Here is a 25,428-nt window from a genome sequence, read left to right as displayed (position 1 = left end):
ACGATACGTAATTTTTTAGTTCGCTGATTTCACTGTTAGTCCGTTGTAGTACTTGTCTTTCATCTTAAGTGCAACGTTCACTAGGTAAATCAGCACAGGCACTTCAATCAGCGGCCCAATAACGCCTGCAAACGCTTGGTCTGAGTTGATACCGAATACAGAGATTGCAACCGCAATCGCTAATTCAAAGTTGTTACCCGTTGCTGTATATGCAATTGATGCGTTCTTGTCGTACTCGATGCCCATCTTCTTACCGATGAAGAAACTGATGAAGAACATCGCAGTGAAGTAGATAGTCAGTGGAACCGCAATTAATAGAACGTCCATTGGCAGTTCAACAATCATTTCACCTTTCAGGCTGAACATCAGAACGATAGTTGCTAGTAGTGCAATCAGCGTCATTGGAGAAATGCGCGGAATGAACACCTCGGTGTACCATTGTTCACCTTTCATCGACACAAGGATCTTACGGCTCAGGAAGCCTGCTAAGAATGGGATACCTAAGTAGATAAGCACGCTGTGTGCAATATCGATCATTGAGATATCAACCAACATACCTTCGTAACCGAATACAGGAGGAAGAACGCTAATGAACAACCACGCCATAAAGCTGTAGCTAACCACTTGGAATGCACTGTTTAGAGCAACCAAGGCAGCCCCGTATTCTTTGTTACCGCCGCCGATGTCGTTCCAAACTAGAACCATTGCCACACAACGAGCAAGACCCATAAGAATTACGCCGACCATGTAACCAGGGTGATCACCTAAGAAAGTCAGTGCCAATACGAACATGAGGATTGGGCCAACAAACCAGTTCATGATCAAAGAGAGCTTGATGGCTTTCTTATCTTTTACCACGGTGCCTAGCAGGTTGTAGTTAACCTTAGCCAGAGGTGGGTACATCATTAAGATAAGGCCAATCGCAAGTGGAATGTTGGTGGTGCCAACAGACATTGAATCGTTCCACTGTTCGATCTGTGGGAATAGGGTACCCAGCAGTACACCAATGCCCATGGCGATGAAGATCCATAGTGTTAAGTAGCGATCTAGAAAACCTAACTTTGGTTTCATGGTAATCTCTCTTTGTTGATATCGTAAATCGTCGAAAAACGATTGATTGTGGCAAAAAAACACGCTTAAAAGTAAAGGCTATCAAAGCCAATCATTCAAGCGTGAACTTCTATTTTAAAATGCTGTTAAATACCGATTCGAAGCGTTGAATATTGTCGCGGTCGATGCGGTAACACATCTTTGGCGGAATAGACTCAGCGGTAATGAAGCCTGAGTTTTTTAATATTCTTAAGTGTTCTGACACTGTTGATTGAGCTAAACCTAATTCACTCACCAGATCACTGTTTAAGCAGCCACCTGACTTTTCTAGTGCAGACAAGATGCTAAGTATGCGAATTCGAGCTGGATGCGCGAGTGCTTTTGCTAACGCTGCCATTTCTTTTTCTGCTTCTGCATTACTCGGCGGAAGAGGTAGAGAACAGCTTTCTGTTGCTTGGCATGTTGCAGTCATACTTAGGTGGCTCACTTAATACTAATCGTTAAAAGACGATTAATAGTAAGCCTATTTCTTTTAGCGGTCAATGTGAATTTTAAAAGCCGCACAACTTAAAGAGCAAATATGCACATCCATGATTAAGGCCAACTTAGCGATTACCGTGTGAGTTAGAAATAAGTGAGCAGCTCTACTTTCCTACCCAATACAGCGGCCATCGTTGTTGTGTCGAGGTGTTATTGAGCATAGCGCCAACCAAAACGAGCGCGACACTGCCGACTAAAACTGGCGTAAACAAGAAAGTCCAATCGACAAGTGACGTTCCTGCTAGCGAGATAACAATCGGGTTAGCTCCAGCAGGTGGATGAACTGTGCGAAAGTACTGCATCAAAAAGATCGCGCTGCCTACCGCTAGCGACATCACTAAATAAGAATCCCCGACACCATACAGCGCTACGAGCCCGACTGCTGCTGAAATAAAATGACCCGCAATGATGTTGCGTGGTTGAGCAAGCGGCGAGGTTGGTCTTGCAAACAACAGCACACAAGTCGCGCCAAACGGTGCCATTAACCAAGGCACTTGCGACTGTTCAGCCGGCAAACACAAGATCAATATGCCTACCGTACCACCGACAAAGCCCTTAAGTAGTTGGTTCAGCGTAGCCTTAGGAGGTAGCTCTTCTCCACCGATCAGTTTTTTTATCATCACTAACTCCCATCTATGACTAGAAAATAAAAGTGTACAGATCTGTACTTTTTGATTTGAATGATACAGATCTGTACACTCTTTGCAACGTAAAATTTTGCGACCTTAATTGAACGAGTAGATAGGATGAGTAAGAAAGAACTAATCTTGGATGTGGCTGAGTCTTTGTTTAATCAGTTTGGTTATACCGCTGTTGGGGTGGATATGATCCGGGATGAAGCAGCGGTTTCTAAGACATCCATGTATCGTCACTTTGGTTCTAAAACCAAGCTGATTGAAGCGGTGTTGGAAAGGCGTCATCAGCGTTTTGAGTCGAGTTTAGAGGCGGTACTTGCATCCACTTCTGGATTACAACACCAATTGGATGTGCTTTTAGATTGGCATTTTGCATGGTTCGAACAACCAGACTTCAAAGGTTGCATGTTCATGCATGCGCTCGCTGAATTTAAAGAGTCAGAAGATGACATTGCGATGCTCTCACAGAAACACAAGATTTGGCTCAAGAACACGATTCACGACGTGATAACTAGTGGCGAAGAAGCAGGCGCAGCAACGCTTGAGCGCCGAACGGAATCGGTTATGACGTTCATCGAAGGGCTGATTGTAAGACGTGAATTTGGAGCAATAGATTTAAGCTTAGATTCAAACAAAGAAGCTTATCGAAAAGCATTGCATTCACTGGCTACTCTAACGATATAATCGAACGCAGAACCGTTACCCAAGATAACGAAAAATCATAATTTACAACTTTATTTATATTTATAGGTAAGCTCTGAAATGCCACAACAGAACATCAAATTTATCGCTGCTGATATGGACGGCACTCTGCTTAATGAAGACGGGAAATTAGACTCAGAATTTTTCAACCTGTATGAGCGACTAGAAGCTCAAGACATTATCTTTGCTGCTGCTTCGGGCCGCCAGTATTACAGCTTAATGGAAACTTTTTCTCCTATTAACGATCGCATGATGTTTGTTGCTGAAAACGGCACATTAGTGATGCACAAAGGTGAAGAACTCTACAGCTGCTTGCTAGATACAGATGCCATCAGAGACATCATCAAAGAAGCGCGTGCTATCGAAGGCGCTCATGTTGTGTTGTGTGGTAAGAAGTCGGCATACATCGAAACCAAAGACGAGCGTGCTCTAGCAGAGATCTCTAAGTACTACCATCGCCGTGAGCAAGTAGAAGATCTGTTGGCGGTTGAAGATGAATTTATCAAGGTTGCTATTTGCCACTTTGACGGCTCGCAAGAGAAAGTAAACCCAAGCATCAACGCTAAGTTTGGTGAAAATTACCAAGTGGTTGTAAGCGCAAAAATTTGGTTGGATGTAATGAATGCTGAGGCTTCAAAAGGGGCGGCAATTAAGCATCTCCAGAACACATTAGGTTTCACTTACGAACAGACCATGAGCTTTGGCGACTACCTAAATGATTACGAGATGCTTAAAGAAAGTTACCACTCATATGCGATGGAAAATGCACATCCAAAACTGAAAGAGATAGCTCGTTTTGGCGCGCCAAGTAATGTTGATGCGGGTGTATTCCAAGTGTTGGAAAAGCTTCTCGCGTAACGTTTGGAATCCTTTTTAGATTTTTATCAAAGCCGACTCTCTAACATGAGTCGGCTTTTTTATTAGTAATCTCGAATTTTGATAATTCGCCTTAACATTGATTCGCTAAGGTACACTCCGGCTTAATTTGTCTGCCAAGTTTACCCATCCAAAATGTGGCAGCCAGAACCACGGTTCCAGCAATGGTAAAACCATAAATAATCGCATCGGCTTGCGCCAATACGGCAATCAACACATAACTTAGGCTCTGAGTTAAGGTAGCGAATAGCGCAAGCCCTCCATCTACTCTTCCTCTTTGTTTTATTGCTACTGCATGGTGCATCCAGTTGGTTCGGGCGATTCTATTGAGCGCGTTGAATGCGCCGAAAATGAAAGTAAGAATAATAAGATACGCAGGGTTTTCTGCTTGGCTCATCAACAATAAAGAGAGTCCGATGATGTACATCGCTATTTGGATGGTTGTTTTGTGAGACGCGGACTTCAGAATCAGTGGTAAAGATATCCCAATAATCAGTGCCCCCATGCCGAGAGAGATATTGTAAAGTGCAAGCCAGTCTCCGGTGATATTCAGTTCTGAAAACCAAATCGGAATTAAGCGGCTTAAAAAGGTCACCATCGGATATGAGAGACAAGAAACGATCAGGAAACCGTAAAATTGAGGCGATTGAGAGAACACATCCTTAATTTCGACCAATTGCTGTTTGAATGGTGTATTTACACTCTCCGTGATTTGTCTTCTGTAAGGTGTCACCAAGTAACTTATCGCTGAAATGCTCGAGGCAAGACCTGCAAAAATCGCAAATTCAATAATGCTCCACTGCTCGAGTAATACAACGCCAAGAGCGCCAGCACCCAAAGTTGTCGACTGCAAAATAATCTCTTGGTGACTCGAAATTTTGGCATATTCATGGTGGTCGTAATTCTCTTGCGTAAAGGCATTGTTGGTGTGCCAGGCAAGGCTACTTGAAACCCAAAAAATGAGTTGAGCTGCACCTAGGACGACAATGGAGCCGAAGCCAAACCAGTAAATTGCAGCGACAGTAAATGCGGTTGAAGCCTGGATTACCTGCGCGATGATCAAAATATTTTTACGAGAATGGCGGTCGATCAACGCTGAAAAATAGGGTGTAGCAAGAAAGGTAGTGAGCGTACAGACCAGAGCCGTGAGCGCAACAAAAGTGCCCATATTGGGCGTTGCTAGCATTAGCCACGGAAGTGCCAACATAAATAGCCCTGAGCTAATGCCATCAAAGAAGCGTCCGGTAAGGTAGGGTGGTGTTTTTCTTTTCATATCTCTGTCTCATCGTCTCCGTTTTGTATCACTCTACAACTTAAAGTTAACTTTAAGTCAAAGGTTAATTGAGAGAAATTTGAGAGCGAACATGTCGGTATTTGAACGAGTGTTCAGATTGTTGTAGTCTTAATGGCAACACGGATATCCACCTTGTATTGGATCTGCCTTATTAACGATATTTGGAATGACGATGAGTAAGAAACTTCAACTCGATATTATTTCTGACGTAATGTGCCCATGGTGCGTCGTCGGTTACAAAAACCTAGAGCAGGCTGTTTCAGAGCTAGGTTTAGAACAACAGATTGAACTTGAATGGCAACCGTTTGAGTTGAATCCAGATATGCCGCAAGAGGGTGAAAACCTGCGTGAGCATATCATGAGAAAATACGGTTCTAGTGCAGAAGAAAGTCAGCGCTCACGTGAGCAACTGGCGGCTCGCGGCAAGGCAGTAGGGTTCGATTTCAATTTTTATGACAGCATGAGAATGGTGAATTCACGCCACTTACATGTGCTGCTTGATTTTGCTCTAGCTTACGGAAAACAGACTGAGTTGAAGCTACGCTTCTTCACCGCGCATTTTTCAGAGCAGAAAGATCTGTCAGATCTGGATGTTATTGCGCAAGAGCTTGAAGCGGTTGGCTTAGACGCAACGAAGGCACTGAAACGCTTAAAGAACACCGACAACTTAAAGCAAATAGAAGCGCAAGAGTTCGAATGGCAACGCATGGGGATCTCTGCGGTTCCTACCGTGGTATTTAACCGCAAGAGTGCAGTGACAGGCGCGCAGACGGTAGAAACGTACAAGCAAATCCTTCAAGAGCTTATTGCGGAATCATAAGCCGATCGATGGTATCAATTAGAGTCTGAATTTCATGGAATCACTTTCACTCGCTCAAGCGCAAAAAATTGTACTGCTTTCGCAAAAGCTGCCGCCTAAAAAGAAACGTAATGGCGGAGCTTTGGCGAGCACGCTGTCTGCGATTGAAAACCTTGGGTATGTGCAAATTGATACGATCTCTGTGATTCAAAGAGCCCACCATCATACGCTGTGGAATCGTAACTACGCCTTCTGGCCTTGGCAGTTACTTGATGAGTCATTGGCAAACGCTTTAACTTTCATCGTTGCTTCAAAGCCATTAGTAACGTAGCCCACCTTAGTTACTTTGATCACTCTAGTTATTCAGCAAGCTCGCTTAACAAGAACTCGACAAAGGTTCTGTTTTTCAGAGACAGTTGCTTGGTTTTATAGAGTAGATGAATCGGCTTGGGCAAAGGTGCCATACCAGGTAATATTTCTAACAGAGCACCACGTTCAATCTCTTCTGCGACTAGGATAGTTGGCTGTAACAACACGCCTACACCTTGTAGGGCGGCATATCGCAACACATCCCCATTGTTCGACATCAAACGCACTTGGCCTTTACTCCCCGTGCTATGCGCCGCTTGGTGGTTCTTAGGGGCTAGGAGTTGCGACTCACTGTTTTGGGGATTGCGTAGTTGGGTTTCACGACCATTCACATCACGACGGCTGCTGTAACTAAATCCAAGCGACGGGTGCTGTGCGAGATCTTCTAATACACGAATCTTTGTATGTTGGTCTAGGTATTCAGGCGCTGCGCAGTAACACATCTCGTAATCACCTAAGTATCTGGCGACTAAACTCGAGTCAGACAGGTCACCAATTCGCACAATTAAATCAATATCGGAAGAGTAGGGATCAACAAGATCGTTGTTCAGTACGAGCTCGACATTAATCGTTGGGTGATTTGCAAGGAACTTCGCCACGATCGGGGCTAGCACCTTGTTCCCATAGGTCACTGGGCAGTTTATTTTGACCGTGCCTTGAGGCTGGTTTTCTAAGGTTTGAATTAGATTTTCAGCATTGCTGATGTCTTCCAGAATTCGTTTACATTCTCGATAGTAGAGCTGCCCTGAATCGGTTAAAGACTGCTTACGCGTAGTGCGATGAATCAGCTGAGAGTTAAGGCTCGATTCAAGATGATGGATATGTTTACTGATCATGGTTGCCGATAGATTGAAGTGGTTGGCGGCACTACGAAAGCTACCTTGCTCCACTACGTAAACGAAGACTTTCATGCTAGTTAACTTATCCATTGAACACTCTTGGTTGATAAATAATAAACAAAAGGTGAGTTTATCAATTATTAGGGGTTAATTATATTAATGGCAAACCAATAGTTGATTAAAATAAGAGCGTGAAATGCCTCAAACAAACGAAACTATCTTTGTTACTGCCGAACTTAAGATTAAAAGCAACATTGAACGTGAGACTGCGGTTGAAGCCATCGAACAGTTTTGCCTAGATATGCAGAGCGAGCCGGGCTGCCTACAAGCGATTGCAACCTATGACTCAAGCCAACACGACCGAGTGATCTTGCTTGAGCAATACGCTAACCGTGAAGCCATTAACCAGCACTTTGGAATGCCCCACACCCAAGCATTTATCGAGCGTGATATAACAGAATTAGTACAAGCCTTTGAAACTCATAAGAAGGAGATCTAAGCATGAAATGGGGAATTCTAGGCACCAGCTTTATCTCAGGCGTTATGGCAGATGCGATTAAAGGCGATGCTCAAAGCGAGCTTTATGCCGTTGCAGGACGCACAGAGAAAACACTCAATGAGTTTGCCGAGCAATACCAACCAACACGAACCTTCAATAGCTATGAAGCCCTGATTGAAGAAGAGTCGGTCGACATTATCTACATCGCGCTACCTAACCATGTTCACCACGAATACGTGATTAAAGCCGCTCAAAACGGTAAAGCGATTCTGTGTGAAAAATCGTTATCAGTGGATATGGAAAAAACCGAACAAGCTTTGCAAGCGGTGAAAGAAGCGGGCGTATTTTTTGCAGAAGGTTTGATGTACTTAAATCACCCATTGATCGCCAAGCTTCATCAAGAGCTGGCGACTGGTGAAATAGGTGAAGTACGCTCAATCCAAGGTTCATATGTGGCGGCGATTGACCTGTTTGTGAACCCTGCGAGCAAAGGTGCGCTGTACAACTTAGGTTGTTACCCAATGTCACTGATCCACTCTGTCGCGCAACACCAGTTTGGTGAGAGCGTGTTCAATGACGTGCAGATCTCAGCCATTGGCCGACGTGGTCAAGATGGCAATATCTGCGAGTCGTCAGCGATGATACGCTTCAATAGTCAGTTCACTGCGCAAATCCATACTGCAGAAGACCACGGCTTAAAGCATGGCTTCACGATTCTCGGCAGTAAAGGCTGTATCACTCTCGACACCAACCCATGGTTACCGACCGAAGACAACACATTCACGGTTGAGATTTACGAAACGTCGAAACGTGAAGTAAAAGTCGAAGCGCAAGGTGACGCCTTCCATTATCAAGTGCGCAATATTCGCCAAGCAGTCGAGCAAGGCGACACACAACTCACAGCACCAATGGCAACTCATCAAGACTCTCGCGTAATCATGAAGTTACTGACTGATTGGGAACAAGCGGCGAGCGCTTAACCCTCTTGATTAGTATGAACGACTCATGCTTGATTACTTTGCTGTATTGCTCAGCTAATCAAGATGGGTCGTTCTTTCTCACACATTCCCCCAAATATTTCCCTTTTGATTCCCTATAAATACTTTGCATTTGAAACACTCACAGTGTCCAATATCGTTTAAGATTATTTTGACCAAAAAACCTTATATTTTAAGGTGTTAAATAGGGGCTTTGCTTCATGCGTAAATCAGATAAGAAGATCGAAAATCAAATTAGAGATGTGCTAGCTGATGTTTGTGAAGATACGTTGAAAGGCTACGACGGTTTTCTTTGGGTGACTCATACGGTCAATTTTTCTTCCTTTCCACAAAGCTTAAAAATCGTTTGTGTGTTCGATAGCAATCAAGATAGAACGAATTTCTTAGAGGCTGATGGTCAACAACAAGTGGCTTCCGTTATTCAAAGCGCATTCAATCAGGGCGGGATTAAGCTTAAGAACATTGATAAGCACTTAAGCTTCGATACACAAGAAAATTGCGACCGTGACCACCAAGGTAAGTGGAATTTAAGGCTGTAATTCTCCCCCCAGAACATCTTGATATTCGATCAACGGTGACGGAATTTGGTGGTGTTGCTTTGGAAACACCACAATCTCTCTTTACCCAAAATTCTCATTTTGAGAATAAATGCCCCCTCAGTTTTCACTGCCTATGAAACTTACCTTACGAGAAAAATTAAGATTATAAATTTTTATCTTTCCCTATAACGTCCTGAGTTTACGTCTCTATTTATATGGAGTGGGTGATGGTAACTGCCATTCAGACGGAGCACCCTTGATCAATACTTATATCTAACCAATACTTTTTCTTATTTTGATTCCTAAATTGACACGTAAGTTGGCTGACTTTTCGTCTCGTTATATGAGTTACGACAGTATCGATTAGGAAGTTTTGATAATGAAAACCTACATTCTCTGGGTACTAGCGCTCATTGCATCATACTTGGTTGCTAGTCACTCGTTTGCCGTTGGTACAGCGGTAGTATTACCTGGGCAACATGAGCCCGGCACTGCTCTCGACGGTTCCCCTTTATCTGCGGATGATGTTATTGATTGGGAGATCGCCAATAGCGACCTTGTATTCGGCGCTTATTCAGACATTGCTGACAACCAACAAGCTATAACCATTGGTTATATGTATAACCAAGCGATGGCCGTGAATTCGGGTTGGTTGGAGAACGATCTTCGCAATCAAGCCGAGTTGGATGGCATTAACTTCGAAGACTATTTCCTTCACTTTTCCGAAGATACAGTTATAGCCGAAGTTGACAAAACGCACGGTGAAAACACACTGTTAAATCGAAAACCCTTAATTGTTGGGTACACAGCCAGTGAGGATCACGCGGGATTTTGGCTTTACCAACAACCACCTTGGGATGCAGATGTATTTGAGAATTTCGAAAGCGGTGGGGCGCTTTATATCTACCATGCTGAGCCGTTTGATCGTTTAACCTTCAAGTTTTCTCAGTTCGCTACGGGTGGCGAGTTTTGGATTGAATACCCGGCTGCCGTTGATTCTCATGGGATGGTATCTCAGTGGGAGAGGCTTGAGAGTAAGAAAGACAAAACCCTCAACATGACCAAAAACCAGTCTGTGATTTGGAACCCACCAAGTGATTGGATGAGAGCGGCGACACATGATGGCAGTGGCGCAAGCTATGGTGGTGGGCAGTATTTTGGTTCAACCTTTGTAAGAGATGGTGGACGCTTTTATGTAGTTAGGGTTCGCTGGCAAGGTGATAACCCACAAGACCGCCCGCGTTTAAAAGACGTGAAGCTGAAAAACAGTTTTCCGACGGTGAAACTGACTGATGCACCCACAGTCACGCCAGACGGAAGTGCTATCAGCCAATGGCGTAAAATCCGTGGTTTTGATGTTGCTGCAGACCTCAATGGTGATAACTACTTGTCACAAAGCGAGTACCGTAATCGCACAAATAAAAACGCCACTGCTCGCTTTCGTTGGGAATCGAGAGTCATTCCATTTGGTCGAATGTGGAGTGCTGATTCCTCTTGGGCGCTAACGAATATGGCTAATTTGGACTACCTGTCGGCAATACATGGCTATTACCAACAGAGTTGGGGCGAACAAGGTCTGAATGGTGCTTACAACGATGATACCAACAAGCTGATCGGCGCTAATCAATTTTTTGTCTACTCCGGTGGACATGTCCAGGAGTTGGGGGCTGTTGCTGGCTCAAGTGAAGCGGATGAGCGTTACAAACTGCAATTTTCAGAGTTCCTGAAAAATCTATCATTGCTGGAAAGTGCCTCGTTGATTGGATTGAATATAGGCACGGCAAATTTGCTAGGAAGAAATGGTCAATCTCACTTGCGCGAAGCCGGGTCACTATATCTCAGAGAGCACTATATCTTTCCTTCTACCGGCTTGAGTGGCTACTCAGGAATATCAAAACATTGGGATAACTCTGCACTCGCTTATGCTGAGCAAGGCGTTATTTTTCAGGCAAATACTCGCTATGGACGAGTTCATCATTACGGAAATAGTGAACAAAACTGGAAGCAGGATCAGTACTCCGCTTTGGCGATTTACCATCTGAGTCGCCACCCTCACTATAGCTATTTTAACCAATGGAATAATGGTTATGTTTATGGGAGCGGCAATACCACATCAGATAACTTTTGGCGGAGTGGTATACCTAAGAATTTGGCGTATCAGCCAAGCTTGCTGCTAGCTGTTGAGTTAGGCGAGCCAGCGAACCACATTCCACAAGGCTTTGACGCCATTCCTTTTATGCTCTCGACAAGTACGCCTGTGTCAGCCGATTACACCATAGTCGGTGATGCATCGATGAACGAGATGGTGCATCAAGACTTACCTAATGGTATGACGCATGTATTGCCGACGTTTACCTATTTTATTTACCAATCTGAAGAGCAAGTGGTCGCTGGTGGGCCTGAAGATATGGTGTTAGCGAGAGAGTTCGAGCATGGGCGAGTGTTGTATCGCACTGACTTCCACGGCAAGAGCGCAAGTTTTTATGAGACAGAGAAACTGACGATTACATTGGATGTGCCGATGAAGCCCGTTGATGCAGATGGCAACATTGGTGAATATGTTAACCAGATAGAAATTGGCGGGTATGAAGGGTTGTTTCTACTTTACTAGCCTGAAACTCGAGGTGCTTTAAGTTGTTTGTCGGCCTCTATTTTGGAAGCCCGCTCTTTGCCAACATTGAATTAGGCTCTTGAAATCAGCTTGTTGTTTTTACACTGTTTGAACTCTTTGGCGACCCATGATTTTTCATTCAAGCCATTGTCAATTAGGGCGAATAGGTAACCATCAACCTTGCTTGAAGCGGCTGGGTATTCTTGGAATACGTGTTTAGGGTAACCGGGATACTCGGCCTCATATTCACTGTCCAGTTGCTTGCCCTGTTCTCGCCATTTAACGAATAGCTCTGAAGAAGAGGTTGGATTCTTGTATTGACCTAGAATTCGTTGGTGATGAACCAATGCTACTTTAGCGCAGTGATTAGTTTGAACGACTTTCTGTATTAACTCAGCTTGTGTTTCGCTCATGGTTTTCGCGAGTGCGTTTTCTTGTTCGATGCGCTCTATTTGTTCACCAAAGGTTTCAGCGTGTCCAGAAAAAACAACAGAAATGGGTAAAACTAATGCCAAAAGGCGCTTGCAGAACATAACCTAACTCATTGAATGGATTCGTGACTATTATGCCGTTGAGTAACAATATTATTAACGAATAAAGGGACTTAATTGTAAGAATTATTTTTATCGAGTGGATTAATAAATACTTTGAGTGAACTGTATTCAGGCTCTAAATGTTAATTTTTGAGCCTGGATTGATATAGGGAGGCACTAGGAGTTAATAATTTCAATACCTTTATCTTTTAACTCTTCGATTACGCTCGCGGATAGGTTGCTATCGGTAATAATTCCGTTGAGTTCCTCTAGATCGAGTGCGTGAAAGCTTGCTACTCGACCATACTTGGTTGAATCAGATATTAAGTAGTTAGTTTGTGCAGCGCGCACGATGGCCTGTTTGACCGAAACTTTATTCTCATTAGGGGTGGATAGCCCTTTTAGGTTCCAAGATGATGAAGAGATGAAGGCCACATCGATGTTTACGCCGTTGAGAAACTCTGCAACTTTCCCTCCCACACTGGATTGGTTGTCACGATCGACTTTGCCACCTGTATGGTAGATTTCACAACGGGTGTGATTCATTAAATAAGCCGCGATTGAAAAATCATTTGTGATGATTAACAGATCGTCTCGACCTGCTAATTGATGAGCGATTTCGAGCGACGTTGTTCCCGCATCTAAGTAAATGGTTGCTTCCGGTGAAATCAAGCTAGCCGCTACCTTACCTATCTGTGCTTTCTCAAGCGCTTGTTGCTCAGCTTTTGCATCGTGTGAAAGCTCACTGTGAAGCGCTTGCGCCAGTTGAACCCCTCCTGACACAGATATCACCTTACCTGATGACTCAAGCTTCACGATATCTCGGCGTATTGTCATATGTGAAACATCGAGATGCTCTGTTAATTCAGTGATACTGATCACTTCTTGGTGTGAAAGCAGCGATAAAATCGTGCGTTGGCGTTCAGCTGGAATCATGTTTTTTCTTCTATATCTTTGTTTTATCGCATCCTACCAATCTTCACAGGATTTGTGAATATCTGTGAACTTGTGTTCCAAATGCGAACATACTTATGTGATTTAGTGTTTTGAGTCTAGATTCTATGCCTAAAAAGGGTTAAATCGGCGTCCGTGTGTTAAATTTTGTTAAAAATGTGACTTATCACTAAGTAGAAAATACCACCTTCACATATAATCACAAACATAAACAAGAATTAACAAAAACTACTTACATATTTTCCAAGAAGGCATTGTTGTTATGAGTGAAGTTCAATCTGTCGGTGTTATTGGTTTGGGTTCGATGGGCATGGGTGCTGCAAAGTCATGTGTGCGTGCTGGCCTTGATGTATACGGTTTCGACCTAAACCCACAAGCTCTTGAAGAGCTGGGTTCATTTGGTGCGAAAGCGGTTTCTACTAATGCAGTTGAGTTCGCAGACAAGCTAGATTCGGTTCTTGTTCTGGTTGTGAACGCAGCGCAAGTTAATACAGTCCTGTTCAAAACAGGTCTTGCTGCGGCGCTCAAGGCAAACACGCCAGTTATGGTTTCAGCGACCATCTCAGCTGAAGATGCAAAACAAATTGAAGCGAAGCTGGCTGAGCACAATCTCGTCATGCTAGATGCTCCGGTTTCTGGTGGCGCATTGAAAGCGGAAGCGGGTGAGATGACCATTATGGCATCTGGTTCGCAAAAAACGTTTGATGCACTTGAACCGGTACTGAACGCAACGGCCGCTAAGGTTTACAACATCGGCGAAGCGGTTGGTCTTGGCGCTACGGTCAAAATCATCCACCAATTGCTAGCGGGCGTTCATATCGCAGCAGGTGCTGAAGCAATGGCATTAGCTGCACGTGCAAATATCCCTCTTGATCTGATGTACGACGTGGTGACCAATGCAGCAGGTAATTCTTGGATGTTTGAGAACCGTATGAAGCATGTGGTTGATGGTGACTACTCACCAAAATCTATGGTCGACATCTTTGTGAAAGATCTAAATCTCGTATCGGACACTGCGAAAGATCTGAAATTCCCACTTCCTCTATCAAGTGCAGCACTCAACATGTTTGTAAGTGCAAGCAACGCCGGCTTTGGTCAGGAAGATGATAGCGCTGTTATCAAGATCTTTGGTGGCATCGAGCTTCCAAGTGTAGAAAGCAAACAGAAATAAGCGCAAGTAAATCGGAGAAGAAATTATGTTATTAGGCGTTATCGCAGACGACTTTACTGGCGCAACCGACATTGCTGGTTTCCTAGTAGAAAACGGCATGCGCACAGTTCAGCTTAATGGTATTCCAAAAGAAGAGATTGATGTAAATGCAGATGCGGTTGTGATCAGTCTTAAATCTCGCTCTTGTCCTGTGGACGAAGCAATCAACGATTCAGTCGCAGCGCTTAAGTGGCTGCAAACAAATGGCTGTCAGCAGTTTTACTTCAAGTACTGCTCAACGTTCGACAGCACAGCAGAGGGCAACATTGGGCCTGTAACGGATGCACTGCTTGCTGAGCTAGGTGAAGAGTTCACTATGGTATGTCCTGCATTACCAGTGAATGGTCGCACGGTTTACAACGGCCACCTGTTTGTATTCCAAGACTTGCTGAGCGATTCAGGCATGCGTAACCACCCAGTGACACCAATGACGGATTCAAGCCTTGTTCGTATGATGGATGCCCAATCACAAGGCACGTCAGGCTTAGTGAATTTCAAAGTGATTGACCAAGGCTCACAAGCGGTCTCTGAGCGTTTTGAACAGCTAAAAGCACAAGGTAATCGCTACGCTGTGGTTGATGCATTTAATGCAGAGCACCTTGTCACTCTTGGCCAAGCAGCGAAATCTCTAAAATTGGTGACTGGCGGCTCAGGTCTGGCGGCAGGCATTGCGAAGAACTGGGTTGAACACCTAGAAGACCAAAGCGATGCGAAGCAAGCGGGTAATCCTGTAAAAGCGCCGACGGTCTTGTTCTCTGGCTCTTGTTCAGTAATGACGAACCAGCAGGTTGCGGTTTACAAAGAAAAAGCGCCGCATTTCGCGATTGATGTGAAGGCGTGCCTGACGGACGAAGCCTACTCAAACCAAGTGTTTGATTGGGTGATGACAAACATTGAAAGTGAGTTTGCGCCACTGGTTTACGCAACCGCGGATGCAACGGCTCTAAAAGCCATTCAACAAGAATTTGGCGCGCAGGCATCGAGCCACGCAGTAGAGCAATTCTTTAGTCAGCTAGCCATCAAACTTCAACAGCACGGCGTGAAAAACTTCATTGTTGCTGGTGGTGAAACCTCTGGCGTTGTGACTCAAAGCCTCGCGGTGAAAGGCTTCCATATCGGTCCTCAAATCGCACCGGGTGTGCCTTGGGTGAAATCAGTAGAAGGCGAGCTTTCTCTTGCTCTGAAATCTGGCAACTTCGGCGATGAAAACTTCTTTGTCAAAGCGCAGTCGTTCTTTGCATAAGTGAGGCTGTGATGAGTAAAGAAACAATGACAGAACAACAACTGCGAGAGCAAATGGTCACAATGGCGCGTTCTATGTTTGAACGTGGCTATGCGACGGGCGGAGCAGGCAACCTTTCTTTGAAACTGCCAAATGGTCACTTTCTGGCAACGCCAACGGGCTCATCGTTTGGTCGCTTGGTTGCTGAGGAACTTTCGGTAGTGGACATTGATGGCAACCATATCTCTGGTAAGAAGCCATCGAAGGAAGCAGCATTTCACCTAGCGATTTATCGCAATAATCCTGAATGCAATGCGATTGTGCACCTGCACTCGACTTACCTGACAGCGCTTTCTTGCCTAGACGGTTTAGATCGCGAGAACGCGATTAAAGCCTTTACGCCTTACTTTGTGATGCGTATTGGTGAGCTACCAGTGATTCCTTATCTACGCCCGGGCGATCCGCAAATTGCCGAAGAGCTTGCGCAGCGAGCAGGGGATTACCGTGCCTTCTTGCTGGCGAACCATGGCCCAGTAATCACAGGTACAGATTTTGAAGATGCAGTAGACAACGCCGAAGAGCTGGAAGAGACAGCAAAACTGGCGTTCATTCTTAAAGACAGCAACGTCCGCTACCTAACGGATGCTGAGGTTCAAGACCTAAAAGGGAGAGGTAAATAATGGCTAAGTTCGCAGCAAACCTGACCATGCTATTCACAGAAGTACCGTTTCTAGAGCGTTTCGAGGAAGCGCATCAAGCGGGCTTCAAAGCGGTGGAATACCTTTTCCCATACCCATTTGAAGTTCAAGAACTCGCAAATAAGATGGCGCAGTTTGGTTTTGAACAAGCACTGTTCAATATGCCTCCGGGCGATTGGGATGCGGGTGAGCGTGGCTTTGCAGCTATCCCAGGTCGTGAGGAAGAGTTTAAAGCGAGCGTTGAAACTACACTGATGTATGCCAACGCACTGAACTGTAAAAAGGTTCACGCCATGTCTGGCATTGTTGATGCGCGTTTCACGCGTGAACAGCACGTTGATACCTTCATCTCGAACATCCGCTACGCAGCTGACAAATTTGCAGAGCAGAGCATCGAGCTGATGATAGAGCCTCTCAACAGTCGCGATGTGCCGAACTACTTTGTTGCACATCAACGTGAAGCTGTAGAGCTTATCAAGCAAGTGGACCGTCCAAACGTGAAATTGCAGCTCGATCTATACCACGCACAAATTATGGATGGCGACTTAAGCACATTGGTTCGCGATGTCGCGCCTTACACAGGGCATATCCAAATCGCATCAGTACCTGAACGACATGAACCGTCGGAAGGTGAACTGAATTACCCACACCTTTTCACTGTTTTGGATGACTCTGGTTACCAAGGGTGGATTGGCTGTGAGTACAACCCAAGAGAGACAACAGAACAAGGTCTCGGTTGGGTCAAGTCTTATCTCTAATCAGGCAACTCAACCAAGAGTCGATTAAAAAACAAACAACTCGACGATTTAACAACGAATAAATCGCTTGCATAGAAAGTACTGTGGGTAGATCGAACTGCCCACAGAACTTCCCTACAAAATAAGAAACAAAAGGAAATTAAAAATGGACGGAGCATTGATAGGCATTGTGATTGGTATTATTGCCATGATGGGAATGATCATTAAAACGCGTATTCCAGTAGCACTCGCAATGGTTATGTCAAGCATTATCATGGGGCTATTTGCAGGAATGGCACCAACTGAACTGATTGATGCAATTAAAGCAGGCTTTGGCGGCGTGCTTGGCGGTATCGGTCTAATTATCGCTTTTGGCGTAATTATGGGCGCGTGTTTTGAACGATCTGGTGCGGCGGTTCGTATGGCGAAAACCTTCGTTAAGCTATGTGGCAAGGGTCGAGAGGATATAGCGCTTGGCTTTACTGGTGTGCTAGTGGCGATTCCAGTCTTCTGTGATTCTGCGTACGTTATTTTGCATTCTCTTGTTCGCGCAATTTCACGTGACACTGGTAAGTCTGCTGTTGGTCTTGGTGTTACATTAGCACTTGGTCTCCTTATCACTCACGCTCTTGTGCCACCTACACCTGGTCCGGTTGCTGTTGCAGGAATTCTTGGTGTCGACCTTGGTCAATACATGTTGTGGGGCTTAATGGTTTCAATCCCTATGATGCTATTGTCGATGATCTATATTCGTCGTGTTGGCAACGAGTACTACCGTGTGCCAAATGGTGAAACTTGGATTACTAACCAAGCCGATTGGGCGAACCTAGAAAAAGTAGAAGCGACAGATGACAAAGAGCTTCCTAGCAACTTCTTATCTTTCGGTCCAATTCTGATTCCTATTGCGCTTATCTTAATTAACACGTTAGTAGGTAAAGGTGATACTGCGCTGCATACTGTTTTGTCACTGCTAGGTAACCCTGTAGTTGCAGTGGGTATTGGTGTGCTGATGGCGCTTTATGGCCTAACGGTGAAAATTGAACGCAAAGACATGGTGGGTTCAATGGACGACGCACTTTCTACAACGGGCCTAATCCTTGTTGTAACTGGTTGTGGTGGTGCTATGGGTGCAGTTCTTAAAGCATCAGGTGCTGGTCCACAGGTTGCTGATGCTATCGCAAGCAGCGGTATTCCACCATTATTGGTACCACTAACGATTGCTTCTATGCTTCGTCTAATTCAAGGTTCAGCAACGGCATCAATGATGGTAGCAGCAACGATGACACTACCATTGGTTGAAACACTTGGCCTTGACCCGGTATTCGTTGCATTAGCATGTGCGGTTGGCCCTGTTGGCTTCTCACACCTAAATGACTCTTACTTCCATATCATTAACCGAACTTTGGGTATCACTGAGTTGACCGATCAAATCAAGATTTGGTCAGTTTCATCAACGATTGCTTGGGCAATTGGTGCATCTATCATCATGATTTTGAACTTGGTGTTTGGTAAGGGCGGCACGATGATCGACCCATTAGTACCAATTGCTGTACTTGGCGCGATTATGGTGTGGTTAAAATCTAAAGAGAAGTCACAAGTAAAAGCTGCAGCAGCAAGCTAATACTGCATCTCTGGTTATACTGCCCCTATCGTTTGATTGGTTTATCGATCACTCATAGGGGCTTATTGGATCTACGAATTATGAAAATAGTTATCGCACCAGACTCATTCAAAGAGTCATTAGACGCTGGTTCTGTGGCGGAATGCATTGAAAAAGGCTTTCGTGAAGTTTTCCCCGACGCGGATTACGTGACCTTGCCTCTGGCTGATGGTGGTGAGGGCACGGTGGATGTTTTGCTGCAAGGCTTAGCAGGGAAAAAGCGAGTAACGCAGGTTGAAGGGCCGTTGGGTGAACTTGTAAACGCAGAATGGGCGATGCTTGAGCCATCTACACGAATCTCGAAAAAAACGGCACTGATTGAGATTGCGGCGGCGTCCGGTTTAGATTTACTAACGCCAGAGCAGCGTGATCCGCTGGTGGCTTCTTCATACGGTACAGGTCAGCTCATTTTAGAAGCGATGCAGCAGGGCGCTCAAATGATCATTCTAGGCTTGGGCGGCAGTGCAACCAACGATGGCGGTGCGGGGATTGTTCAGGCGTTAGGGGGTAAGTTGCTCAATAGTGAAGGACAAGAGATCAGCCGAGGTGGTGCCGCGTTATCGGAGTTAGCTTCTATTGATTTAGCTGACATAGATTCGCGCTGCACGGATATCGAATTGATTGTCGCATGTGATGTTGATAATCCATTGTGTGGTGATAAGGGTGCCAGCCATATCTTCGGCCCACAAAAGGGTGCAACCCCAGAACAAGCCTCAATGCTTGATAATGCCCTCGCTCACTTTGCTCAAGTTTCTGAGTCACAAGGCTGTGTTAAAGGGGAACAGTCGGTTTATGAACGTACCGGTTATGGTGCGGCTGGTGGCACACCGATGGGGTTGAGTGTGCTATTCAACATGCAGATTAAACCGGGCATTGAGATGGTGCTTGATGTATTACAAGCCGATGAGATATTGAACGGTGCCGACCTTGTGATTACGGGGGAAGGGCAGATGGACAATCAAACTCTACAAGGAAAAACACCTTATGGGATAGCTAAACGAGCGAGTTTACAAGGTATTCCTGCGATTGGGATAGCAGGCTCTTTGGGAACTCAAGTTGAGGCTTTGTATGGTGAAATGACCAGTCTATTCGGAACCGTACGTTCTCCCCAGCCTCTTGAACAAGTGCTGCAAGAAGCCGAATTGAACCTAACCAGAACAGCAAGAAATATTGCATCAACGCTGAAATTAGGTCATGCGATTCTGAAATAAAGTATTGTTATACAGGTGCCTAGTTAACTCAGTCGTTCGATAGGTTTTATAGATAGCAACGATAAATATAAACGATTATATTTTCCGGCCACTCAGGTCTATTCTTTACCCATATTATTTTAGTGGTTTTTAAAGTATTGAATCCACTTAAATCGAAGATATGGCAACGATGCGATATCTTTTACCTTAAGGAATAGACCATGAGTAAAAAACTAACTACAGCTGCGGGTTGTCCTGTTGCTCATAACCAGAATGTTCAAACGGCGGGCAAACGTGGCCCACAGCTTCTACAAGATGTTTGGTTTTTAGAGAAATTGGCTCACTTTGATCGTGAAGTGATTCCAGAGCGTCGCATGCACGCAAAAGGCTCAGGTGCTTACGGTACATTTACCGTGACCCACGATATTACCAAATACACCAAGGCAAAACTGTTCTCTGAAGTGGGCAAGAAAACCGACTTGTTTGCACGTTTTACGACCGTAGCGGGCGAGCGTGGCGCGGCTGACGCAGAGCGTGATATCCGTGGTTTTGCATTGAAATTCTATACTGAAGAAGGTAACTGGGACATGGTAGGCAACAACACGCCAGTGTTCTTCTTACGCGATCCTCTTAAATTCCCAGACCTAAACCACGCGGTGAAACGCGATCCACGCACGAACATGCGTAGCGCGAAGAACAACTGGGATTTCTGGACCTCTCTGCCTGAAGCACTTCACCAAATCACTATCGTAATGAGTGATCGTGGTATCCCTGCGACTTACCGCCACATGCATGGTTTTGGTAGCCACACATTCAGCTTTATTAACAGCGATAATGAGCGTTTCTGGGTTAAATTCCACTTCAAATCTCAGCAAGGTATTAAGAACTTGTCGGATGCTGAAGCAGCGAAGCTGATCGGCGAAGATCGTGAAAGTCATCAACGTGATCTGCTAGAAAGTATCGATAACCAAGACTTCCCAAAATGGACACTTAAAGTTCAAGTGATGCCAGAAGCGGACGCAGCGAAAGTACCTTACAACCCATTCGATCTTACTAAGATCTGGCCACATGCAGACTACCCATTAATTGAAGTGGGTGAGCTAGAGCTTAACCGTAACCCTGAGAACTTCTTCGCTGAAGTTGAGCAGTCAGCATTCAACCCTGCAAACGTGGTTCCAGGTATTAGCTTCTCTCCAGACAGAATGCTACAAGGTCGCTTGTTTGCTTACGGTGATGCGCAGCGCTACCGTTTAGGTGTGAACCATCAGCATATTCCAGTGAATGCACCTCGTTGTCCAGTCCACAGCTACCACCGTGACGGTGCGATGCGTGTCGATGGTAACTTTGGCAGTACGCTAGGTTATGAGCCAAACAATGAAGGCCAATGGGCAGAACAACCAGATTTTGCCGAACCAGCATTGAACCTTGATGGTGCGGCAGCGCATTGGGATCACCGTGAAGATGAAGATTACTTCTCACAACCGGGTGATTTGTTCCGCTTAATGAGTGCAGAACAACAAGCAATCCTATTCGATAACACAGCACGTAACTTAGGCGGCGTGCCTAAAGAGATTCAGCTGCGTCACCTAAGACACTGTTACAAAGCAGACCCAGCATACGGCGAAGGCATTGGTAAGTTGCTTGAAATCGATGTGAGTGAATTTAAGTCGTAATCGATTCGCTTAATTCATTAAATTGAAGGCCGTTGAGTTAATCACTCAATGGCCTTTTTAGATCATTGGTCTAAGTAAATTATTGAATCTTAGACAGTTACCTAACAATAGTTTTTTCCTATCGAAGTAATAAATTATGCCCATTATCTTTATGATTTAGGTGGGATTATCCTACAGCTATCAGTTTATAAAGTAGTAGAGTTTGAGATGAGTAAAAGTGCATTAATCGTTGAGGGTGGGGCAATGAGAGGCATCTTTGCAGCCGGAGTATTAGACGCCTTTATGCAAGAGGATTTTCGTCCTTATGATTTTGCGATTGGTGTATCTGCGGGTGTGTCTAATTTGGTTGGTTACTTATCTCAGGCGCCAAAACGTAGCTACAGTGTGATTACCACGATGGCGACCGATAAAACGTTCTTTAATCCAGCTCGCTTCGCTAAAGGTGGCAACTTGGTTGATGTGAAGTGGTTATGGAATGAATCAAACCAACGTTACCCACTGGATTGTGGAGAGCTATTTTCAAGCATTCCACTGATTGCTGCGGTGACTAACGTCGACACAGGCAGTGGTGATTACTATCATATCAAGCCAGAAAATCTCTCGAACGTGGTTGAGGCAACAACGGCTTTACCTATCGCTTATCGTGAAACACCGTGTTTCTCTGGTGGTTGTTATACCGATGGTGGGGTCGCGGATTCAATCCCAGTTCGTGAAGCTTATCGCCGTGGTGCGCGAGAGATTACTGTGATTCTTTCCCATCCACTGAGCTACCGAATGAAGCCGCAGAAGTATCAATGGATGCTGAAAAAGCTGTTAAAGAAATTCCCCAACATTGCAGAATCGATGGCGGTGCGTGCTGAAAACTACAACCAATCTTTGGAGTTCATTCGTAATCCGCCTGAAGATGCGACCATTAAGGTGATAGCGCCACCTGAGGCGTTCGCGGTTAAGCGACTCACTATGGATAAAGCGATATTGGATGCAGGTTATGAGATGGGCCTGAAAGCAGGGGAAGAACACTTGGCGATTCGCAAAGGGACCTATGGTTTAGATATCGAGGACTGCCACTTCTGCATCTAGTTTTGATACTGAGATAAACCAAAAAGCCACGCTATTCTTAAGAACCTGCGTGGCTTTGTATTTGTAGAGCTAGTTTGTTTTTAACTCAGTCCGTTATTCGACGAGTTCGTTGCCGCTGGTGTTGCCTGCAAAGAAAGCATCAACACTGGTTAGGGTTGTGTTCGCGATATTGAACAGAGCATCTTTGGTTAAGAAAGCTTGGTGACCTGTGAATAGCACGTTGTGACAAGCCGATAGACGGCGGAACACGTCATCAACAATTACGTCATTCGATTTGTCTTGGAAGAACAGCTCTTTCTCGTTGTCATACACATCAAGGCCAAGCGCGCCAATCTTACTCTGTTTAAGCGCTTCGATAGCCGCTGTGGAATCCAGTAGTTCACCACGGCTGGTGTTGACGATCATCACGCCGTCTTTCATCTTCTCAAACGCAGTCGCGTCCAATAGGTGGTAGTTCTCTTTACTCATTGGGCAGTGTAGAGAAATCACATCCGACTCTTTGTAAAGTTCGTCTAGCTCTACATATTTAGCGCCTAGCTCAACGGCTAGTGGGTTTGGATATGGGTCGTAACATAGGATGTTCATGCCCAAGCCTTTCAGAATACGCATGGTCGCTAGGCCTATTTTACCGGAACCAATCACACCCACAGTTTTGCCGTAGAAGTTAAAGCCAACCAAGCCTTCTAGAGAGAAGTTTGCATCACGAGTGCGTTGGTATGCCTTGTGAAGTTTACGGTTCAAACACATCATCATGCCGACAGTGTGCTCTGCCACTGACTCTGGTGAATAAGCAGGAACGCGCACCACTTGTAAGCCAAGCTCTTTGGCTGCGTCTAGGTCGACCTTGTCAAAGCCAGCACAGCGCATTGCAATTAGTTTTGTACCGCCTTGTGCAAGAATCTCTAGCACTTCTCGCGATAGGTCGTCGTTTACAAACGCACAAACCACTTCATTGTCGTGCGCCATTTTCGCAGTGGTTGTGGTGAGGCGAAAATCATGGAAATGAAACTCAGCGTTGAGTTCGCCTTTCGCAAGGTTGAATGACTTTTCGTCGTATGATTTTGAGCTAAAAAAAGCAATGTTGAGCATGGCTTCCTCTCTTACCTAAAAAATGACTACCCCAATTATGTTTATTTGATAAGGGGTAAAAACTAACAACTCCGTTCAGTGTGCTAGAGTTTTTTTGTCTTGTCTATCACCATTAGTCATTGTAATTACTATGGTTATTTGGTCTCTTGTTGTTATTTACTGAACATCAAAAATCATACTACGATGTAGCTTGCTTATAAGTTCATCAATGCAGAGTCGATCTTACTTTCGAGTATTGAACATTTTCTTGGTCTCTTTTTCTGACCAGAAGTTAATGTTGAATTGCGCGTCGTCACTCAGTTCTACTCGGTGCCAATATTGAGGTGGGCTTGTGGCAAATTGCCCTGCTTCAATAGTGATAACGGTTTCTGGTTCTGTCGCTTCTGCATCGGCAAAGCCATAGAAAGTGACGGTGCCTTCCATTACGCAGATCTGACCAAACACGCCTTCAGCCGTATTGTGATGATTGAGCAATGCTGCTGGGATGTTGTCCTTAGTGAAAAACGGTGTTGAACGTTGAATTTTCCAGTGAGAAGGAATACGTAAATGACTCATATAAAACCTCTTATTTAACTGTTCTTTGAAGTTGATACTTCGGTGTTTTAGGTGGCCTATCTTTACCAGTAATTTTCACTGCTGAATTGACCAGGCTTTCGGCGTAGATGCTTCTCGAAACCTAAACTTGTTAGCGCATCACTTGTGTCACGAACCATTTGCGGATTGCCGCAAAGGTAGAAGAAACTGCAGGTTTGATTGAAAGTGACAGACGCGGCTTGCTCGAGGTCGCCTCCAAGTAACAAACTTGGGATTCGTCCGCGCAAAGTTCCGGTAACTGATTCTCTAGAAATAATTGGCACATATTTAAGTCTCCCTTGAAAGTGATCAACGAGTTGAGTGATACGATCTCGATAAGTCAGGTCTTGCTCTGTTCTGACGGCATGCACCAGAACCAGATTTTTGAATGAAGAGGCTTTGTCTGAAGCCAACTCATTTTGTTGTATCTGCATGCTCTCAAGCATTGAGATAAACGGGCCTACCGCGGTTCCGGTTGAAAGCATCCATAGATCTTCGGCGATCTCTGGGATCTCATCTAATGTCATAAAACCACTTGGGTCTTTCCCGACAAAGATTTCATCGCCTGCTTGCAATTCGTGAAGTTGAGGCGAGAGCTGACCGTTCTGATCCTTAATAATCAAAAACTCTAGATGCTGATGGCCTTGCTCATGCTCTGGTGCATTCACCATGGAATAAGCGCGTCTCACAAACTCACCTTCGTTATTGAGCAAACCAAGCTTAGTAAACTGACCTGCCTGATAAGAAGAGACAGGCGCACTGACTTGGAGTGAGAACAATTGATCTGTCCATTCTGTCTTGTTTAGGACTTTACCTGTGACTAAACCATGAGGAATATCTGTCATATCATCACCTTTAAGAAGAGAAGTTATCTCATTAAGGATACTCAACTATTTACACTTTAGAGTTGCATGTACCATGCCAATAATGAGAATGCTTATCAATGCTGGCTTTAAGGGTGATTGTTGGATCAAATGTTGTCAAAAAGACAGTGTTGAAATTGTGTCCAAATGACACTGTGGTGTGTTTTGATTTCTTTTTAATAGGCTTTAGCAAGT

The 25,428-nt window shown here is 44.8% G+C and carries 25 protein-coding genes and 1 pseudogene; 16 read left to right on the top strand and 10 right to left on the bottom strand.

From position 1 onward, the window contains the following. Positions 1-15: 15 nt before the first annotated feature. The 3 genes from arsB to BTO10_RS05790 all read right to left on the bottom strand — a co-directional run bounded on the left by arsB (position 16) and on the right by BTO10_RS05790 (position 2,210). Positions 16-1,071 (bottom strand): ACR3 family arsenite efflux transporter, encoded by a 1,056-nt coding sequence (gene arsB / locus BTO10_RS05800; RefSeq protein ID WP_105023894.1) that lies wholly within the window; start codon positions 1,069-1,071, stop codon positions 16-18. Between the two features lie 109 nt (positions 1,072-1,180). Next, on the bottom strand, positions 1,181-1,522 hold the full coding sequence (locus tag BTO10_RS05795; RefSeq protein ID WP_004740382.1) for an ArsR/SmtB family transcription factor: 342 nt from the start codon (positions 1,520-1,522) through the stop codon (positions 1,181-1,183). A 172-nt stretch (positions 1,523-1,694) separates the two neighbouring features. Beyond that, a complete protein-coding gene (locus BTO10_RS05790; protein WP_105023893.1) occupies positions 1,695-2,210 on the bottom strand; it encodes an HPP family protein in 516 nt (171 codons plus the stop codon). A 126-nt stretch (positions 2,211-2,336) separates the two neighbouring features. Here BTO10_RS05790 and BTO10_RS05785 point away from each other — a divergent pair, with 126 nt between their 5' ends. Together BTO10_RS05785 and BTO10_RS05780 are read left to right on the top strand one after the other, a co-directional pair. Then, positions 2,337-2,909, top strand: coding sequence for a TetR/AcrR family transcriptional regulator (locus tag BTO10_RS05785; RefSeq protein ID WP_105023892.1), 573 nt, complete (start codon positions 2,337-2,339; stop codon positions 2,907-2,909). A 78-nt stretch (positions 2,910-2,987) separates the two neighbouring features. Next, a complete protein-coding gene (locus tag BTO10_RS05780; protein ID WP_105023891.1) occupies positions 2,988-3,785 on the top strand; it encodes a Cof-type HAD-IIB family hydrolase in 798 nt (265 codons plus the stop codon). Between the two features lie 91 nt (positions 3,786-3,876). Here BTO10_RS05780 and BTO10_RS05775 read toward each other — a convergent pair whose 3' ends face one another. Further along, positions 3,877-5,076, bottom strand: coding sequence for an MFS transporter (locus BTO10_RS05775; RefSeq protein WP_105023890.1), 1,200 nt, complete (start codon positions 5,074-5,076; stop codon positions 3,877-3,879). A gap of 193 nt (positions 5,077-5,269) precedes the next feature. Between BTO10_RS05775 and BTO10_RS05770 the strand changes: the two genes are divergently transcribed. Both BTO10_RS05770 and BTO10_RS05765 read left to right on the top strand, forming a co-directional pair. Beyond that, on the top strand, positions 5,270-5,917 hold the full coding sequence (locus tag BTO10_RS05770) for a DsbA family oxidoreductase (RefSeq protein WP_004740387.1): 648 nt from the start codon (positions 5,270-5,272) through the stop codon (positions 5,915-5,917). Positions 5,918-5,951: 34 nt separating this feature from the next. Next, positions 5,952-6,140, top strand: a pseudogene (locus BTO10_RS05765) (hypothetical protein); the annotation flags it as partial. Between the two features lie 115 nt (positions 6,141-6,255). Here the strand turns inward: BTO10_RS05765 and BTO10_RS05760 are convergent. Next, positions 6,256-7,194, bottom strand: coding sequence for a LysR substrate-binding domain-containing protein (locus BTO10_RS05760; protein ID WP_105023889.1), 939 nt, complete (start codon positions 7,192-7,194; stop codon positions 6,256-6,258). A gap of 106 nt (positions 7,195-7,300) precedes the next feature. Between BTO10_RS05760 and BTO10_RS05755 the strand changes: the two genes are divergently transcribed. The 4 genes from BTO10_RS05755 (at position 7,301) to BTO10_RS05740 (ending at position 11,751) form a co-directional block, all read left to right on the top strand. Further along, complete coding sequence (locus tag BTO10_RS05755) at positions 7,301-7,603, top strand: putative quinol monooxygenase (RefSeq protein WP_105023888.1); 303 nt, start codon at positions 7,301-7,303, stop codon at positions 7,601-7,603. Positions 7,604-7,605: 2 nt separating this feature from the next. Beyond that, positions 7,606-8,583 (top strand): Gfo/Idh/MocA family protein, encoded by a 978-nt coding sequence (locus BTO10_RS05750; protein ID WP_105023887.1) that lies wholly within the window; start codon positions 7,606-7,608, stop codon positions 8,581-8,583. A 218-nt stretch (positions 8,584-8,801) separates the two neighbouring features. Continuing rightward, positions 8,802-9,140: a hypothetical protein gene (locus BTO10_RS05745; RefSeq protein ID WP_004740392.1), complete on the top strand. Its 339-nt coding sequence runs from the start codon at positions 8,802-8,804 to the stop codon at positions 9,138-9,140. Between the two features lie 379 nt (positions 9,141-9,519). Beyond that, positions 9,520-11,751 carry a hypothetical protein gene (locus tag BTO10_RS05740; RefSeq protein ID WP_105023886.1) on the top strand — a complete coding sequence of 744 codons (2,232 nt, stop codon included), beginning with the start codon at positions 9,520-9,522 and terminating at the stop codon, positions 11,749-11,751. A gap of 71 nt (positions 11,752-11,822) precedes the next feature. On the opposite strand, the gene BTO10_RS05735 is transcribed toward BTO10_RS05740, so the two are convergent. Together BTO10_RS05735 and BTO10_RS05730 are read right to left on the bottom strand one after the other, a co-directional pair. Further along, a complete protein-coding gene (locus BTO10_RS05735; RefSeq protein WP_105023885.1) occupies positions 11,823-12,284 on the bottom strand; it encodes a hypothetical protein in 462 nt (153 codons plus the stop codon). Positions 12,285-12,461: 177 nt separating this feature from the next. Next, positions 12,462-13,220: a DeoR/GlpR family DNA-binding transcription regulator gene (locus tag BTO10_RS05730; RefSeq protein WP_105023884.1), complete on the bottom strand. Its 759-nt coding sequence runs from the start codon at positions 13,218-13,220 to the stop codon at positions 12,462-12,464. A 280-nt stretch (positions 13,221-13,500) separates the two neighbouring features. Between BTO10_RS05730 and ltnD the strand changes: the two genes are divergently transcribed. From ltnD to BTO10_RS05690, 8 genes are all read left to right on the top strand, one after another. After that, a complete protein-coding gene (gene ltnD / locus BTO10_RS05725) occupies positions 13,501-14,409 on the top strand; it encodes an L-threonate dehydrogenase (RefSeq protein WP_004740395.1) in 909 nt (302 codons plus the stop codon). 25 nt (positions 14,410-14,434) lie between these two features. After that, on the top strand, positions 14,435-15,691 hold the full coding sequence (otnK, locus tag BTO10_RS05720; RefSeq protein ID WP_105023883.1) for a 3-oxo-tetronate kinase: 1,257 nt from the start codon (positions 14,435-14,437) through the stop codon (positions 15,689-15,691). A gap of 11 nt (positions 15,692-15,702) precedes the next feature. Beyond that, positions 15,703-16,350 (top strand): 3-oxo-tetronate 4-phosphate decarboxylase, encoded by a 648-nt coding sequence (otnC, locus tag BTO10_RS05715; protein WP_174269919.1) that lies wholly within the window; start codon positions 15,703-15,705, stop codon positions 16,348-16,350. Beyond that, positions 16,350-17,126: a 2-oxo-tetronate isomerase gene (gene otnI / locus BTO10_RS05710; RefSeq protein WP_105023882.1), complete on the top strand. Its 777-nt coding sequence runs from the start codon at positions 16,350-16,352 to the stop codon at positions 17,124-17,126. Before otnC ends, otnI begins: the two co-directional genes overlap by 1 nt. Positions 17,127-17,271: 145 nt before the next feature. Then, positions 17,272-18,726, top strand: coding sequence for a GntP family permease (locus tag BTO10_RS05705; protein ID WP_105023881.1), 1,455 nt, complete (start codon positions 17,272-17,274; stop codon positions 18,724-18,726). 80 nt (positions 18,727-18,806) lie between these two features. Then, positions 18,807-19,976, top strand: a complete 1,170-nt coding sequence (locus BTO10_RS05700) for a glycerate kinase (RefSeq protein ID WP_105023880.1) — start codon at positions 18,807-18,809, stop codon at positions 19,974-19,976. Between the two features lie 200 nt (positions 19,977-20,176). Further along, the gene (locus BTO10_RS05695) at positions 20,177-21,628 is read left to right on the top strand and encodes a catalase (RefSeq protein WP_105023879.1); all 1,452 of its coding nucleotides are present in this window, start codon (positions 20,177-20,179) and stop codon (positions 21,626-21,628) included. A 207-nt stretch (positions 21,629-21,835) separates the two neighbouring features. Then, positions 21,836-22,708 carry a patatin-like phospholipase family protein gene (locus BTO10_RS05690; RefSeq protein WP_105023878.1) on the top strand — a complete coding sequence of 291 codons (873 nt, stop codon included), beginning with the start codon at positions 21,836-21,838 and terminating at the stop codon, positions 22,706-22,708. 93 nt (positions 22,709-22,801) lie between these two features. Here the strand turns inward: BTO10_RS05690 and BTO10_RS05685 are convergent, their stop codons facing one another. The 3 genes from BTO10_RS05685 to BTO10_RS05675 all read right to left on the bottom strand — a co-directional run bounded on the left by BTO10_RS05685 (position 22,802) and on the right by BTO10_RS05675 (position 25,215). Further along, the gene (locus BTO10_RS05685; protein ID WP_105023877.1) at positions 22,802-23,797 is read right to left on the bottom strand and encodes a 2-hydroxyacid dehydrogenase; all 996 of its coding nucleotides are present in this window, start codon (positions 23,795-23,797) and stop codon (positions 22,802-22,804) included. 222 nt (positions 23,798-24,019) lie between these two features. Further along, positions 24,020-24,352, bottom strand: coding sequence for a DUF1971 domain-containing protein (locus tag BTO10_RS05680; RefSeq protein ID WP_004740404.1), 333 nt, complete (start codon positions 24,350-24,352; stop codon positions 24,020-24,022). Between the two features lie 62 nt (positions 24,353-24,414). After that, complete coding sequence (locus tag BTO10_RS05675) at positions 24,415-25,215, bottom strand: ferredoxin--NADP reductase (protein WP_105023876.1); 801 nt, start codon at positions 25,213-25,215, stop codon at positions 24,415-24,417. Positions 25,216-25,428 lie beyond the last annotated feature (213 nt).

Source organism: Vibrio chagasii (assembly GCF_002954585.1).
Classification (GTDB): Bacteria; Pseudomonadota; Gammaproteobacteria; order Enterobacterales; family Vibrionaceae; genus Vibrio; species Vibrio chagasii_A.
The sequence above is the reverse complement of the archived record's forward strand: the minus strand, read 5'-3'. Positions and strand labels throughout refer to the sequence as shown.

What these genes read in the sequence shown, in the direction of transcription:
- BTO10_RS05770 (WP_004740387.1), top strand. Translation starts at nt 5,270, where the DNA reads ATGAGTAAGAAACTTCAACTCGATATTATTTCTGACGTAATGTGCCCA.
- BTO10_RS05750 (WP_105023887.1), top strand. Translation starts at nt 7,606, where the DNA reads ATGAAATGGGGAATTCTAGGCACCAGCTTTATCTCAGGCGTTATGGCA.
- otnK (WP_105023883.1), top strand. Translation starts at nt 14,435, where the DNA reads ATGTTATTAGGCGTTATCGCAGACGACTTTACTGGCGCAACCGACATT.
- BTO10_RS05775 (WP_105023890.1), bottom strand. Translation starts at nt 5,076, where the DNA reads ATGAAAAGAAAAACACCACCCTACCTTACCGGACGCTTCTTTGATGGC.
- BTO10_RS05740 (WP_105023886.1), top strand. Translation starts at nt 9,520, where the DNA reads ATGAAAACCTACATTCTCTGGGTACTAGCGCTCATTGCATCATACTTG.
- BTO10_RS05735 (WP_105023885.1), bottom strand. Translation starts at nt 12,284, where the DNA reads ATGTTCTGCAAGCGCCTTTTGGCATTAGTTTTACCCATTTCTGTTGTT.
- BTO10_RS05685 (WP_105023877.1), bottom strand. Translation starts at nt 23,797, where the DNA reads ATGCTCAACATTGCTTTTTTTAGCTCAAAATCATACGACGAAAAGTCA.
- BTO10_RS05690 (WP_105023878.1), top strand. Translation starts at nt 21,836, where the DNA reads ATGAGTAAAAGTGCATTAATCGTTGAGGGTGGGGCAATGAGAGGCATC.
- BTO10_RS05785 (WP_105023892.1), top strand. Translation starts at nt 2,337, where the DNA reads ATGAGTAAGAAAGAACTAATCTTGGATGTGGCTGAGTCTTTGTTTAAT.
- BTO10_RS05760 (WP_105023889.1), bottom strand. Translation starts at nt 7,194, where the DNA reads ATGGATAAGTTAACTAGCATGAAAGTCTTCGTTTACGTAGTGGAGCAA.
- otnC (WP_174269919.1), top strand. Translation starts at nt 15,703, where the DNA reads ATGAGTAAAGAAACAATGACAGAACAACAACTGCGAGAGCAAATGGTC.
- BTO10_RS05695 (WP_105023879.1), top strand. Translation starts at nt 20,177, where the DNA reads ATGAGTAAAAAACTAACTACAGCTGCGGGTTGTCCTGTTGCTCATAAC.
- BTO10_RS05755 (WP_105023888.1), top strand. Translation starts at nt 7,301, where the DNA reads ATGCCTCAAACAAACGAAACTATCTTTGTTACTGCCGAACTTAAGATT.
- BTO10_RS05780 (WP_105023891.1), top strand. Translation starts at nt 2,988, where the DNA reads ATGCCACAACAGAACATCAAATTTATCGCTGCTGATATGGACGGCACT.
- BTO10_RS05790 (WP_105023893.1), bottom strand. Translation starts at nt 2,210, where the DNA reads ATGATAAAAAAACTGATCGGTGGAGAAGAGCTACCTCCTAAGGCTACG.
- BTO10_RS05680 (WP_004740404.1), bottom strand. Translation starts at nt 24,352, where the DNA reads ATGAGTCATTTACGTATTCCTTCTCACTGGAAAATTCAACGTTCAACA.
- BTO10_RS05705 (WP_105023881.1), top strand. Translation starts at nt 17,272, where the DNA reads ATGGACGGAGCATTGATAGGCATTGTGATTGGTATTATTGCCATGATG.
- BTO10_RS05730 (WP_105023884.1), bottom strand. Translation starts at nt 13,220, where the DNA reads ATGATTCCAGCTGAACGCCAACGCACGATTTTATCGCTGCTTTCACAC.
- arsB (WP_105023894.1), bottom strand. Translation starts at nt 1,071, where the DNA reads ATGAAACCAAAGTTAGGTTTTCTAGATCGCTACTTAACACTATGGATC.
- BTO10_RS05795 (WP_004740382.1), bottom strand. Translation starts at nt 1,522, where the DNA reads ATGACTGCAACATGCCAAGCAACAGAAAGCTGTTCTCTACCTCTTCCG.
- BTO10_RS05675 (WP_105023876.1), bottom strand. Translation starts at nt 25,215, where the DNA reads ATGACAGATATTCCTCATGGTTTAGTCACAGGTAAAGTCCTAAACAAG.
- BTO10_RS05745 (WP_004740392.1), top strand. Translation starts at nt 8,802, where the DNA reads ATGCGTAAATCAGATAAGAAGATCGAAAATCAAATTAGAGATGTGCTA.
- otnI (WP_105023882.1), top strand. Translation starts at nt 16,350, where the DNA reads ATGGCTAAGTTCGCAGCAAACCTGACCATGCTATTCACAGAAGTACCG.
- ltnD (WP_004740395.1), top strand. Translation starts at nt 13,501, where the DNA reads ATGAGTGAAGTTCAATCTGTCGGTGTTATTGGTTTGGGTTCGATGGGC.
- BTO10_RS05700 (WP_105023880.1), top strand. Translation starts at nt 18,807, where the DNA reads ATGAAAATAGTTATCGCACCAGACTCATTCAAAGAGTCATTAGACGCT.